This window comes from Chryseolinea sp. T2 (assembly GCF_037203685.1).
Classification (GTDB): Bacteria; Bacteroidota; Bacteroidia; order Cytophagales; family Cyclobacteriaceae; genus Chryseolinea.
In genome coordinates this window covers 949143-963622 of record NZ_JBBCAU010000003.1, presented here as the reverse complement: position 1 = coordinate 963622, position 14480 = coordinate 949143, and the positions used below count along the sequence as shown (strand labels likewise).

The window sequence follows — 14480 nt, the reverse complement described above, 5'->3', positions numbered from 1 at the left end:
TAAGAAAAAAGTATCGGGGTTTACACGGAGCTCTTGCGCATCTTCATCCTTCCATAACTGAATGGGCTGCCATTCACCCTTATTACCCCGACCATTTCAATGCCGCCGATTCCAAAGATAGCCGTGTAAGATGTGAGGACTTTTTTCCTCATTTCGGAACCGAAGAGCAGGTGTGGATGAAGTGTAATTTAGACCGCTATAGAATCCTTTAGCTTTATGGCATCAATTAGGAATGCAAGCTCGCCATTTCCCAAAACGGCAACTCCGGATAAATATTCCAAAGACTTCAGGGCCTCATCGACAGGCTTGATCACCAATTGCTCTTCACCGATGATTTCGTCTACTTCAACGGAAACAAACTGATCGTTCTTATTGACGATTATGGTGCAGGGTTCGCCATCGACAGTCTTTGCCATTTCGAAGATCGTTCCAAGGCTCAGGTTTGGGATAAACCTGCCCTTGTATTTTACGTTATGACCACGCTTCTGGAGAATGTCGGCGTTGAGCCTTTCCGATATGCACATATCTACTTCGTTGTGTGGCAACAGGTAGTTAATACCCTTCACTTTTACGTGCAGAACATCCAGGATTGACAGAGACAAGGGTAGTCGGATCGTGAATGCGGTCCCAAGACCTTCTTCCGTTGTAATTTCAATGGAGCCACGAAGATCCTTAAGTTTCTGTCTGACAACATCCATCCCCACGCCACGACCGCTGTATTCCGTTGCCTTATCGTGAGTGCTGAACCCAGGTTCGAAGATGAGATTGATGATTTCCTGATCGGTCAGTTTATCATTTGCAGAAATGATGCCTTTGTTTATTGCCTTCTCCCTGATCCTTTTGAGGTTGAGTCCGCGCCCATCGTCCTGAATCTGTATGAAGACGTTAGCGCCCGCATAGAACGCCACCACCTTCAACAACCCCTTATCGCTCTTGTTGCATCTTCTGCGTTCGTCAACTGTTTCCAGGCCGTGATCAATAGCATTGCGTATGATGTGCATGATGGGTGCCTCGATCTCCGTAATGATGGTTTTATCTATTTCTGTGTCCAGCCCATCCGTCATGAGATTTATTTCTTTTCCAAGTGCACCAGCGAGGTCGCGTACCATACGTTGAAACTTCAGCGAAAGGATCTGCAGAGGCACGAGTCGCATGCTGAATGCATTGTCTCTGAAACGGGTAGTTACTTTTTCGAGACGCTCCACCGTATTCGAAAGCTCTATGTCTCCGAGAATGCTGGCACGGTAATGAAGTTCTGCTTTAATAGTCACCAGCTCACTCACGAGCTTCATCATCTCATCAAGTCGCTCGAGCTTCACGTTAATGAAATTCATAGCTGACTCCTGCGTTCTGACAACAGCTTCAGCAGGCTCCGCGGGTGGAGACGTGGAAGCATTTTCGGTAACGGCATCCGCTTTATTGTTCTTAAATAGCTTTGACATCACATCCAAATGCTCTTTTACCAGATCGTTACTGAACGTGCCTCCGGATAACCTTTGTGCGCGATCAATCGCCTGTTGCCAGTTTTGATTGTGTGGTTCCAGGACGTCGATGCTGAATTCATCGGTTTCCATAAAGAGGAAAACGTCTTCCAGTAATGCCCTTTCGCCGCTCATATTGATGATAATCTCAAATATGGATTCGAACTTTTTGTCAGCTTCCTGCTCTTCAAGTGATCGTGGTTGGCGCAATACAAAAACACTTTGATCACCAAGCTCCTTTAGTTCATTCAGCGGGGCCAAGGGATTAACGCCGCGTTCGTATATATTTTCCTTCGGAAAGTACAGAACCTGATAAACACCACCCTTTTTTGATTCCGGTTCGACAGTTAATGTCTCTTCCGAACTTAACTTCTCCAGTAAAGCATTGTACTCCTGTTGATCGTACTGACCGCTCAAAATGGCAGCCGACATATCTGCGACAGACAATGCGAGTTCGATAACGGGGCGTGTCGCCACGGCCTTCCCTTCGCGTATGCTATCAAAGGTGGTTTCCAGCTCGTGGGTTATACGTTCGATCTGCTCGAATCCAAACATTCGGGACGAGCCCTTCAGCGTATGCACGCTCCTGAAGATCTCCTCGACAAGGCCCTTGTTCTCCTTCGATTGTTCGAGCAGGAGAATTTGCTCCTGTAATCGCTGGATAATGCTTGCCGCCTCGGCTTTGAACTCCTGGATATACTCTTCCATCACTTCAAAGATTTTTCTACCAACTTCATGAATCGTTCAAGATCAAAAGGCTTTGGCACCCATGCCGTGATCTGCGCTTTCGTTGCCTGATCTTTCTTACCCTGATTTATTTCTGTCGATAGGACAAGCACTGGTATGTACTTGTATTGTGATTTCTTTCTGACCTCTTCGACCAGCTCGGCACCGTTCATTATCGGCATATTGAAATCAGTTACCAGTAAATCTATCGACCGTCCGTCGAACATGCTGAGTGCTTCTCCGCCATCTGCCGCCTCAAGCGTCTTATAGCCACTCCGGGCCAACGCGTTGATGATTACTTTACGCGATGTTTGAAAGTCTTCAGCAATAAGTATCGTTTTCATGATTGAGTTAAAAGCTTATGAATTGTTTGGAAAGTCTTTTTCTTAGAGCTATCGGGCCAGGGCGCCTTCCAAAAGTTGTTCTGTCTCTCCCTTGAAGAAATTCCCGACATTGATCTGCATGCAGAACTCTTCACCGATCTTGTGCATGCCGTCAACCAGGCGATGGTCAAACTCAAACTTTGAAACAGGAAGTGCCTGAATTTTCCGGGGATCCAACTCCGACACGTCACATACTTCATCAACAAGGAAGCCCAGCTGATGTTGTTTGTCGCTGAACTCCAGCGAACGTTGCATGATAATGACCTGCGACTGATGAACAAGTTCAACAGTTCCCATCTTTATCTTCTTTGCCGCATCGACTACCGGAATAACATCTCCCTCAAGGTTGATGATTCCAAGAATGTAATCTGGTGCCTGTGGTACTGCAAAAAGCCGGGGCATTTGAATAATCGTGCGTACGTGCGACACGTTCAGGGTAAACAGCTGATCTTTTATTCTGAATATGAGGTGATTCTCTGTAGTCAACATAAAGTCGATTGATTAGAACTTCAGTTCATTAATTCGTTTTATTATTTCGTGCGTAGCCAGGATATGTTGCGCGGCCTGGAGTTCGATGGCGCGCTTGGGCATTCCAAACACAACACAGCTTGAGGCACTTTGAGCGATTGTGTTAGCGCCGCTTTGACGCAGACTAAGCAATCCTCTCGCACCATCGTCGCCCATTCCCGTGAGTAAAATGCCGGTCGCTTTGCCACCTGCTACTTGCGCGGCAGAATTGAAGAGCACGTCTACAGACGGACGATGACGGTTTACCTTCTCTTCGCGGTTGAGCTGGATATAATATCCACGGCTGTCCCTCTTAATTACTCCGTGGTGATCGCCTGGAATGATGAGAACCTGATTGTTTCTGATATAGTCACCACTTGATGCTTCTTTAATGGTGAGACCACTAACCGTATTCAACCTGTCAGCGAAACTTTTCGTGAACATAGCAGGCATGTGCTGCGCCACGATAAACCCGCATAGATCACCCGTTGCGGATTGAAATATTTCTCTCAACAGGTCCGGGCCGCCGGTCGAGGATCCGATCACACAAAGCTTGTTCGATATATCGCCGGCCGACGAATACTCTCTAACAGATTCATTAGCAAATGTCTCCGTACTCATGGTGTATCGTGTGGCCGGCAAGGTCGCTTCCGAGGCGGTTTTGATCGCATTGCAGATTACACCTGACACTTCCGAAAGTTTTTCAGGTGTAGAGATGTCGGGCTTTTCTATAATCTCAATTGCACCATACTCCAGCGCTTTGATTGCATTATGACTCGACTTCGTACTGTTGCCAGCTATCACTACAACCGGCCTGGGGCTGGTGAGCATCAACTTCCTGAGAAATGTCAGCCCATCCATTCGCGGCATCTCGAGGTCGAGGGTGATCACGTCGGGATTCACCTGGCCAATCTTTTTGGCGGCGATGATTGGATCAATGGCTGTACCTACCACTTGCATACCGGGATCAGCATTGATGATATTTTGTAGCACTGATCGTGTCAGTGCGGAATCATCAATGATCATAACTTTTGTCATTCTCATGCAACGGGCTTTTGAAATACCGACGGCCTGATTTGAATCATGTCTGTGTTTCTGCAAAGCATTCCTTCGCAGTGACCGAGAATGAGATAGCCACCTGGCTTAAGTTTTTGAATCATCTCATTAACAACTTTTAGTTTCGTTTCTTCTTTGAAGTAGATCAAAACGTTGCGACAGAAGATGAAATCAAAGCGCATAGCCAGGGCGGGAATGTCTTTGATCAGATTGAATTGCTGAAAGCGTATATTCTTGCGAATGGCCGGTTGAGCGTTGAACCATTCCTGATTTTTGTCGTCTTCAGTTTTCTCGAAATAATTATTGATCAGGTGTGTCGGCAGCATATTGATACGTGCGGCTGCATATTTCCCTTCGATGGCTTCATCGATCATACGGCTGGAGATATCGGTACCCAGAACCGAGTAGCGGATCGGTGTTTTCTTTGAATGCTCTTCCAGCAGACTGCTCAGTGTATAAACTTCGTCCCCTGCGGAACAAGCTGCGCTCCAGAAGTTGTACGCTTGAAACGGCGCTGCTTTGTCAAGTACCGACTGCAGGAAGTCGAAGTGTGCGGACTCGCGGTAGAAATATGTTTTGTTCGTGCTTAAGTAGTCGCACAGAAGATTCAGTTCATTCTTACCGCCTTTGCTGAAGATGTGATCAGCATATTGTGCGTAAGAATCCATTTTCAAATGCTTCAGTCTCTTGGATAACCTGTTTTCTACCAGGTTGAGCTTTGCCGATGTGAGATTGATGCCGTATTGTTGATTTATGTAGGCACTGATCTGCTCGAAAGTTAGCTTGTCGATTTTCGGTACTCCTGTAATGATGCTCATGTGCGTTACTTCAATAATCAAAAGTAGAATTGGATTTGTGCTTGCAACAGGGAGAACTCACGCGATCCTGATGGAAGGGAACCTCATTTAAACCGGGGGAAAACCCTGATTGGTCAGTGGGGAATAAAGCATGGGCCGGACAATCAACCATTTGAGCCCGATGTACACCCATGCACCCTTAGAGCCTTAGAATGTCCACTTCACCGCAGCAGTTGGCATTGCTTCAATATCTTTATCGAATGTGAAGAAGTTGTAGCTCAGTTCCACTTCACTGCCAAGAGCAAAATGGTTGTTAAGATTGTACCAGAGCTGCGGCTCTGTTAACAAGGTGATCATCTTACCTTTTCCTTCGATGAAATTGTCACGACTCCATACATCGAAGAACCCCATAAACTTTATTTTCCCTTCAAGCACAGGAACTGTCCATACGGCCGTGACCTGCGCATTAGCACTCTTCTGGAATTTTTCGATTCTATAGTAAGCACTCAGTGTTATATAGCTGTCACCAATCTTCATAGGCACAGCCGGCCCGACGAGCCACGCATTATTGACGTAACCTACGCCACCGTTATAGCTTACCTCCAGTTTCAGAAAGTTCACCCTGGGAATGTTGAAGCCACGGAGTATTTCCCAATAGGAAAATGATATTCCATTTTCACCGTTGTAGTCCATGTCAACGAAGAAGAATGTGTAGCCTAAGGTATCGGGCTTGTACATTTCAAGTGTCGTTGTGAAATATCCGCGGTCCTTGTTCACATCGCCATCCTTAGCTTTTCCGAAGTCGTAGTGGACCTGCAGGTTTTGAGTCAAAGCTGTCGTTGCAAACAACGCGATGAAAACAAGAGTTGTAGCTATCCCTTTCATGCGCTTAGTTATTGCTTTGTGAAAGTTTGAAAAAATTGATCACCTCTTTCAAACTGTTTGCGTGTGAAATGAATACCTCGGCACTGGAAGCCAGTTCTTCGGATGAAGCGGCATTCTGTTGAGAGATGTTATTCAGATCGGCCAGCGCACTGTTGATCTGATCGATGCCCGTACTTTGTTCGGCACTTGCTGCACTGATCTCCTGAACGAGCTTAGCCGTTTTCTGAATTTCAGGTGTAAGCGCATTGAATAGATCCTCTGTATTCTTAGTTAACTCCAGGCTTGACTTTGAGAGCACACCGATTTTGTTTGCAGCGTCTTTACTGCTTTGTGCGAGCTTTCTGATCTCGGCAGCAACAACAGCGAACCCACGACCATGTTCGCCCGCTCGCGCAGCCTCTACAGCTGCATTAAGTGCCAGGAGATTAGTTTGATAAGCAATGTCATTGATGATGGTTATCTTCTCCGATATTTCGCGTACTGATGTATTACTCTTATTAGTAATGACCCGCATTTCTTCAATACTCTTGCGTGCAGCGTCCGAGATCTTTTCAGTTTGCTGCGCATTCTCCGCGCTCTGATTCAGGTTTGCATGCATTTGTTCCATCGAAGAAGAGATCTCTTCCACATTTGTCGCTTCCTGACTTGCTCCAGATGCAAGGCTTTGTGAACTGGAAGTGATTTCCTTTGAAACCTGGAGTATCGTATTGCTACTCTCGTGAATGCTCTTCACAATTGATGACAGTCTGTTTCCCATTGATGTGAGCTCTACCGCCAGCTGACCAATCTCATCCGTCTGGCTGATGTTGATCTTATGATCCAGGCGTCCGTTGCTGAATTCAATAATGGCGGTTTGAATCTTCTTGAATGGATTGATGATGATATAATTGATGGAGAAAACGTTGACTGCGATGATTATCAAGGTGATCACCAGTCCAAACACGATGCTGCTAAGGAATGCTTGCTTTACGGGAGCCAACAGTTCGTTCTTCGTCACTTCCACGAGCAGATACCAGTCGAATTCGGGAATATATTTGCTGATGATGATCATGTCTTCGCCATCCGTACGTTTGAATTCCAGTGCCTGGCCGAAGTTGCTGATGAGGCGGTCAGCAACTGTTGAATACCCCTCTAGCTGATGAATGTTGTTGACACCGGTTTGACGTTGGTACGTGGCGATGAGCGTGGTGTCATTGTGGATTCTGATGGTGCCGGTCTTATCAACCATCATCGCCCGGCTCGTTTCGCCAAACTTCTGAGACAACACAAACTGCTTGATCTCCTCCAAACTTAACGCCAGGCCTATGGTTCCCTGCACGGTTCCATCGGAGTCTACTATCTTGTTATTCACAAATAGCATTGTAACACCGGTGGCATAGTCGCGGTCAATGTTAAAGGCTGTGGGTTTGTCCTGGCTGATGAAGTCGAAGTACCACGGGTCTGTTTGCTTGCTGACCTCGCGCTGAACACCGTCTCCAGTGATATAATGTTTAGTCTGGTTCGATACCATCGTTAGAACGGTGTTGTGGCGCTCCTTAATAAGCCGGATGTACTCAATAATCTCTTTTTCGTCGTATTGACGCCGCTTCAGTTGCTCGTGCAGAAATGCCGTATTCGAGGAAAGCTTGCCGATCATCAATTCTTCAACCAACTCCTGGCTGATCTCGAAGCCCATATTCTTAATGTAGGCGGGTAATTCCTTGTTGAATATTCTGTTCTCGATCTGTGATTTGCTTTCCTGGTAGTTGTAGATACTAATACCTGCGAACGCAATAAAGATCAATAACGCGCTCGAAGTAATGAGTTTTATCTTTAAGCTAGACCTCTTTAACAATGTCATATTGGATTATTTATTTCTCGTTTTTAAGCAGTCATGCAGGACTACATGCATAGCTTGCAATGACGGCTCAAAGGTAGGTGGGCATCTTAGGCGGGAGCAGGGAGAATGTCCGCGATTTTGATACAGGGGTCCCTCAAATTGGACGGGGGAAAACCCTTGCGTTGGTGAAGAAGACCGCTACTTGCGCACCGATATAAGGTGATGTTGGGCAACAACTCGGCAGCAAATGCCTGCGTCTAAGCGAAAGATCAGTTGGACTGCTTGGCCATTCGTAGAAATGCCGGAAGACAAAGAGGATGATAAAGAAGGTATTCTTCGACCTTATCGGGAAGGATCCTGCTGAGAGCAAATAGCGCGAAGGTCACTCTCACGCTTCACTCTCACACTTCACTCTCACTCTGACTCACTTGTTCCTGTCATAAACATCAACCCAGCCCGGCTTTCCACTCAGTACCATCTGGGAACCAATACCATCTTTGATGTTAAATTTTACCTGCAACCAATCAGACGCCAGGAAGTGATTGGTATCCACAGGCATCATCAGGAATGTCCTTCCAAGGTGATCATGCAGGTATAGCTTTCCTGAGGTGAGACGTATCTTAAATCGATCGTAGTCTCCCACGCATGGAGCAAGATCCTTTTCGGTGATTGAAGCATTGTAATCATGGGCGTGCAGTGCATCGACGAGCCATTGTGCCTGCGAACGTGCGTGGTCGTCGTTTGCAGTTTTGATTCGTTCGTTCAGTATCAGTTCCTGTGCTTTCACCAGTGCCTTCTCCTGCGAAACGGAAACATCGGGCGTTACTCCTGTACCCTCCCAGTCTGTCTTTGTAATGTAGTTGATCGAACGTGCAAATGGAATATCAATAACATAGCCCAGGCCAACCCATACCGGACCCGTTGGATGTGCACCTCCGCCTGTCGTTTCGCCCACAACTATCGCGCGCTTGTTCACCTGCATGGCGTAGGTGAAGTCTTCCGCGCCTGAGAATGTTCCCTTACTTGTGATAATGTATAGCGGCATGCTTAGATTCATATTTTCTGCATCGGCCGGATCCGCCCAGAACTCCATCGTTTTGTTGGCACGTCGGTCGTAAATGTCGTTGAGTCGCGTGCGTTCGCTTACAAAGTAGCTGGCGATTTGTCGCACCATAAAAGGACTTCCGCCGCCATTTGATCGTAAGTCAACAATGACTGCATCGGTATTCGAAACAAATCGAAATGCGGCGCTGATAATTGGCTTTGCTTCTTCAATCATGGGATTGAATCCGGTGAATTCCACGTATCCAATATTACCATTCAGTATAATGGATTGCTTAAAATTGAAGTTGTCCTTGCGGCCGTCAATGACTTCCCTCTTGCGCATGGTGTCGGGAGGAACATCAATGGCTTTTGCACGCTTCAAAAATTCCGGATCATAGTGAACGCGCAGATGATCGTCGCGGTGTGCTGTCTTTAGATCGGTTTCAAGGGCTGATGCGATTTTAATCGGATCTTTAATGTCTTTATAGCGGCCTGCCTTCAGTTGCTTCCGCAGGTATTCGATCATGACTCGGGACTTATCCGGGAAAATGTAAGTATCGTTCAAGGCCTTTCCAACGCTATCGACCAGCGCAGGCATGTTTATGGATGTTTGAGTCTTTTGAGCAAACGTGGGTATCACGGTGATTAGCATACAAACGGAGAGGAGGGTTTTCATATATGGTCTGATTCTGACAGACCCATGACAAATGCTATGCCGGTGCAAAATGACTCCTGGCTCCGTTAATCAATGAATTGCAACCAGTTCTCGTCCAGATCTGGGCATTGGCGATCATTTTCGCACGCTTCACCCTGACGCCTTCCCGGAAACCGGAGGTGAATCTATTATTTGTTAAGACTAAGTCGCAGTATACGCCATAGTTTGAAGGCTTCGTTTTACTGTTAATTAACAGCCCTGTGTTGTTCACGACGACCGCAAAAAATAGCTTTGCTTCCGCACGATTCGCAAAGCTAAATCCAGCGACATGAAAAGATTCATGGTTGATATTCTTTTGCAAGGAATTGACGATGAAACAAGAATTAAATTGCTCCCAAAAGAACTGGACGTATTGAAGCAGTGGGAGGTGAATGGCACTCTCCTGGCTTCCTACATCAAAGATGATATTGCGGGCATTTACCTGGTGCTGACGGCTAAGGACAAGTTTGACGTAGCCGGAAAGCTTTCAATATTGCCCTATTATCCTTACATGAAGATTTCAATAATTACCTTGCGCTAGCCTCAAATGACACATCTCACAATGCCGGTGCTGATCATCGGGAGTTTAGCCCGTTGGGTTTGTGGGTGAAAAAGCCAATTTCTACTAACATTCTCAAGGCTTCTTGAGCGAGGAGGCGCGTACAATCAGCTGGGTCTTCAAAATTCTCGTGCTGGGCAGAACGGAATCTTCACTTTCGATTTCATTAAGCAGCAGCTGCACCGTTGTCTTTCCAATTTCATCCAACGGCTGGGCTAAGGTGGTAAGGCCTGGTTCGATCAAAGCTGATGTCGGCTCATTGCTGAATCCAACAATAGCGACATCATGCGGAATACACACACCCTTGCTCTTCGCCACGAGAATAGTTTCTATTCCTGCCGGATCATTTACTGCAAAAATACCGTCGGGTGGAACAGGCAGATCAAGCAGTTGCTGTGCCGCCGGTCGCGCATTTTCTCTCGTCAGATTATAATATACGATTAGCTCGTCTTCTACAGGTAAGTTGTAGTCGCGCATGGCGTCGAGATAACCCTTTAAGCGCTGACGACCAATCTGCAGGTTCTGTGGTCCTCCTAAATGGGCAATCCTCTTACAGCCCTGCTGAATAAGATGTTCCACACCGCGATACGCACCGTCGTAATCATCGACCAGTACTTTCGAAACGTCGAGTCCGTCGCATATGCGGTTGAACATAACGATCGGTATGCCTGCACGCTGGAATTTCAGAAAGTGATCGAGGTTGCCGGTTTCTGCAGTAACTGACGCAACCACGCCGTCCACACGGCTCGACATGAGCACGTTCGTGTTGGCAATTTCGGTTTCGAGCTCCTCATTTGACTGACAGATGATCACATGGTAGCCAGCCGGGTTAGCGACCTGTTGTGCTCCAATTATTATATAAGGAAAGAAGCTATTGATGAACTCAGGAACAATGATGCCTATCGTATAACTCCTGCTTTTGGCGAGGCCGAGCGCCAGAAGATTAGGCTGATAGTCAAGCTGGTGGGCCATCTCGAGCACCGCCTTTCGGGTGTTCACGTTGATGTCGCTGTGGCCCTGCAATGCGCGCGAAACCGTTGACTTCGATACCTGCAACGCACTGGCTATATCCATGATGGTGGTCTGATGCCGACGATGAGTAGGCGCTTCAGCCACCAATGCTGGCTGCGTGAAATAGTACTCACAGCGTTTGCAAAAATATCGTTGCTTCCCGCGTATGATGCCCGACTTAGCGATGGCATCAACCTCCCCACATTTAATGCACTTGACCATAATCTGTCGATCGCATCGATGGTAGCAAGATACCATCCAATGCACATGAAAAATAGCAAAAATCCGCGGCCTTGAAAAATGGAATTAACGATTGAAACAGGTCGTTGCGACGTTTGTTCCGACCTATCGAGAGCGGTTGCGAAAGCGCTCCCGGTACATTTCGAGCGGTACTTTCAATCGTTTACATCCGAACCATTACAATCAGCCATTACATTTCAGGATCTAATTTTTAAAAGTGTATGAAGAAATGTTCTACTGAAACGCATGTACTCCTGATGCTGGGACTCCTCTTCGCGCTGCTTGCCAGTCCGATGATGGCACTCGCGCAAGGCGGTTCTGTAAAAGGAACGGTCGCGACAGACGCAGGCGAGTCATTGCCTGGTGTAAACGTGCTCATCAAAGGTTCCTCACGAGGTACCGCCACTGATGCCAACGGCGGATTTGTTTTGTCGGATGTCAAACCGGAGGATGTGCTGGTGTTTTCATTCATCGGTTACACAACACAGGAAGTTGCTGTAGGCACAACGACAAACTTCAGCATCGTGCTCGCAAGCGATGTTGAGACACTTAATGAAGTCGTTGTGGTTGGTTATGGTACACAACGAAAAATCGAAACGACGACAGCGATTGCTTCGGTAAAGTCGGCCGACCTGGTTCAAACGCCGGTCGTGAACGTTGCTCAGGGCCTTCAGGCTCGGGTTGCCGGTGTTCAGATCACACAGAACTCAGCAGCGCCAGGTGGTAACGTAAGTGTTCGCATTCGTGGAACAAACTCCATCAACGGTACATCGGAACCTCTATACGTTGTCGATGGTATTCAGATATCCAACAGCGGAGGCATCAATGATGTAAGTCCGCTTTCGACGATCAACCCGAACGACATTGAGTCGGTGGATGTATTGAAAGATGCATCGGCAACAGCGATCTATGGTGCGCGCGGCGCTAACGGTGTTGTGCTGATCACTACGAAGCGGGGAAAGAGTGGAGTAACACGCGTATCCTATGAGGGATACTATGGGGTGCAGCAGGTGCGCAAGATGCTGGATGTTATGAACGCATCTGAGTTTGCTCAGCTTGAAAACGAAACGTTCAAAACAAATGTATATGCTGATCCGGCTGCAGAAGGCGAAGGAGTTGACTGGCAGAAGCTGATCTTCAGGTCAGCGCCAATTCAAAATCATCAGTTGTCCGTCAACGGCGGAACAGACAAGACTCAGCTGGCGTTATCTCTTAACTACTTCGACCAGGATGGTATCATCATCGCCTCCAACTTCAAAAGATATTCCCTGCGGTTAAACCTGGATCACAAAATCAGCGATCGTATTAAGATCGGGACCAGTATCATGGGCAGCTACAACGTAAACAACGGTATTACTACCGGCTCGACAACGGTGGGCGATGCGGCTGTCGTAACCAACAGCATTGTAGGGGCGGCGCTGGGTGCTCCTCCCACACTCCAGCCATACCGTGAGGACGGTACCTTGTTTCCATTCGCAGAGCAACGAGATGGCCGTTATCGCGAGGTAACAAACCCATTAGGACTGGCGGCCATTAAAAATCAAACTGGTATCAGCCGAGTGCTGGCAAATCTTTACGGCGAGGCGGAATTGTTCAAGGGACTAACCTATCGTGCTTCGTTCAATGCTGACCTTCAGTCGAGCTTAAAGGATTACTATTCTCCACGATCGATCGTTGCCCTTAAGGACCAGAACGCAACATCGGGATCCGCTCAGAAAGAAAATAAGAACAACCTGATGTTGCTTCATGAAAGCATCCTCACTTACTCGAAGCAGATAGCCGAAAATCATTCATTGAAGTTCACTGGTGTATTCGCGACGCAGGTGTCAAACTATAATCGCAATACAATCAACGGCAACGGCTTTCCCAACGATGCTACTTCAAACGAAGCCCTGCAGATTGCCAACACGGTCTCAACTTCGAGTGAACGTACAAAGGAGAGACTGGACTCGTACCTCGGTCGCGTTAACTACGGTTTCCGAGACAAGTACTTCTTTGACGTAACGGCACGGGTAGACGGGTCGAGCAAGTTCGGAGCGAATCATAAATATGGATTTTTCCCAGCTGCCTCTGCTGCGTGGCGTATCATCGAGGAAGGCTTCATGCAGGGGGCGACTTTCCTCAGTGATCTGAAACTCCGCGCGAGCTATGGACTCACCGGTAACGCAGGTGCTATCGATCCTTATAAGTCGTTGTCACTGCAAACAACTGCAGCATCAAGCGACTATCAATTTAATCACGCCTATATTAAGGGCATCAATCCCGCCGGTATCTCTAACCCTGATCTGCGTTGGGAGAAGTCACTTCAAACGAACATCGGTTTGGACGTAAGCTTCCTGCAGGATCGGTTCAACTTTACAGTAGATGTTTATAAGAAGACTACAAAAGACCTCCTTTATGAGTTGATGCTTCCGCTCTCGTCTGGCTACAGCGTTGGAATGATCAGCAACCTTGGTGGCATCGAGAACAAAGGTATCGAGCTGTCGCTGGGTGCGCGGCTGATTGATCGCGGTGATTTTAAGTGGAGTGCTAACATAAACTATTCTGCAAACCGGAACGAGGTCACGGATATCGACGGAGGCACCACTACAGAACGATTCATGACAACCTATACGATCCTGAAGGTAGGGGAGCCGTTGGGTCTGTTTAAGACCTACCTGTTCGATGGCATATATCAGACTGGCGAAGCCATCATACCCGGATCTGACGGACGTACAGGCGGCACCAAAGTGCTCGACTACAATGGCGATGGACAAATCACATCTGCGGATCAGGTCATCACCGGTAATCCAAATCCGAAGTTTATTGCCGGCCTCTCTACAAATCTTTCCTACAAGAACTTCGATCTCGGCATCTTCCTCACCGGCACTTATGGCAACGACATTTATAACGTAAGCCGTGCATCGTTCGAAAACCCCTTAGGACAACGCAACCTGCTCCAGGGTGTTGTGGATCACTGGACGGCTGACAATCCAAATAATGAATATGCGAGTCCGTTGCAGGGTGGACGTCTGCCCATCACAGACAGATTCGTGGAAGATGGTTCGTTCCTCCGGTGCCGCAACATAACACTCGGTTACAAATTGCCTGCCATCAAAGGCATCAACAGTGCCCGCATCTATATTAGTACCAACAACCTCTTCACTGTAACCAACTATACCGGATACGATCCGGAAGTTAATACTTACGCAGGTTCCAACACGGCTATAGGTATTGACAACCTCGTGTATCCGTCAGCGCGTTCAGTACTTGGCGGCATTCAACTCACCTTCTAACAG

The 14480-nt window shown here is 47.4% G+C and carries 11 protein-coding genes; 2 read left to right on the top strand and 9 right to left on the bottom strand.

Features of this window, described 5'->3' with window-relative positions; translation table 11 throughout:
• Positions 1 to 188: 188 nt before the first annotated feature.
• The 8 genes from WBG78_RS13885 to WBG78_RS13850 form a co-directional block, all read right to left on the bottom strand.
• Entirely contained in the window at positions 189 to 2189 is a 2001-nt protein-coding gene (locus WBG78_RS13885) for a chemotaxis protein CheA (protein WP_337327028.1), read from the bottom strand.
• Positions 2189 to 2551: a response regulator gene (locus WBG78_RS13880; RefSeq protein ID WP_337327027.1), complete on the bottom strand. Its 363-nt coding sequence runs from the start codon at positions 2549 to 2551 to the stop codon at positions 2189 to 2191. Before WBG78_RS13880 ends, WBG78_RS13885 begins: the two co-directional genes overlap by 1 nt.
• 48 nt (positions 2552 to 2599) lie before the next feature.
• Positions 2600 to 3079 carry a chemotaxis protein CheW gene (locus WBG78_RS13875; protein ID WP_337327026.1) on the bottom strand — a complete coding sequence of 160 codons (480 nt, stop codon included), beginning with the start codon at positions 3077 to 3079 and terminating at the stop codon, positions 2600 to 2602.
• Between the two features lie 12 nt (positions 3080 to 3091).
• Positions 3092 to 4141, bottom strand: coding sequence for a protein-glutamate methylesterase/protein-glutamine glutaminase (locus WBG78_RS13870; RefSeq protein WP_337327025.1), 1050 nt, complete (start codon positions 4139 to 4141; stop codon positions 3092 to 3094).
• Positions 4138 to 4971 (bottom strand): CheR family methyltransferase, encoded by an 834-nt coding sequence (locus WBG78_RS13865; protein ID WP_337327024.1) that lies wholly within the window; start codon positions 4969 to 4971, stop codon positions 4138 to 4140. Before WBG78_RS13865 ends, WBG78_RS13870 begins: the two co-directional genes overlap by 4 nt.
• Before the next feature lie 186 nt (positions 4972 to 5157).
• Positions 5158 to 5835 carry a DUF5020 family protein gene (locus tag WBG78_RS13860; protein ID WP_337327023.1) on the bottom strand — a complete coding sequence of 226 codons (678 nt, stop codon included), beginning with the start codon at positions 5833 to 5835 and terminating at the stop codon, positions 5158 to 5160.
• Positions 5836 to 5839: 4 nt separating this feature from the next.
• Positions 5840 to 7675, bottom strand: a complete 1836-nt coding sequence (locus tag WBG78_RS13855) for a methyl-accepting chemotaxis protein (RefSeq protein WP_337327022.1) — start codon at positions 7673 to 7675, stop codon at positions 5840 to 5842.
• A 403-nt stretch (positions 7676 to 8078) separates the two neighbouring features.
• Complete coding sequence (locus WBG78_RS13850) at positions 8079 to 9374, bottom strand: S41 family peptidase (RefSeq protein WP_337327021.1); 1296 nt, start codon at positions 9372 to 9374, stop codon at positions 8079 to 8081.
• Between the two features lie 307 nt (positions 9375 to 9681).
• Between WBG78_RS13850 and WBG78_RS13845 the strand changes: the two genes are divergently transcribed.
• Positions 9682 to 9933 carry a hypothetical protein gene (locus WBG78_RS13845; RefSeq protein ID WP_337327020.1) on the top strand — a complete coding sequence of 84 codons (252 nt, stop codon included), beginning with the start codon at positions 9682 to 9684 and terminating at the stop codon, positions 9931 to 9933.
• 93 nt (positions 9934 to 10026) lie between these two features.
• On the opposite strand, the gene WBG78_RS13840 is transcribed toward WBG78_RS13845, so the two are convergent.
• Entirely contained in the window at positions 10027 to 11184 is a 1158-nt protein-coding gene (locus WBG78_RS13840) for a LacI family DNA-binding transcriptional regulator (RefSeq protein WP_337327019.1), read from the bottom strand.
• A gap of 239 nt (positions 11185 to 11423) precedes the next feature.
• On the opposite strand from WBG78_RS13840, the gene WBG78_RS13835 reads away from it, so the two are divergent.
• Complete coding sequence (locus WBG78_RS13835) at positions 11424 to 14477, top strand: SusC/RagA family TonB-linked outer membrane protein (RefSeq protein ID WP_337327018.1); 3054 nt, start codon at positions 11424 to 11426, stop codon at positions 14475 to 14477.
• Positions 14478 to 14480 lie beyond the last annotated feature (3 nt).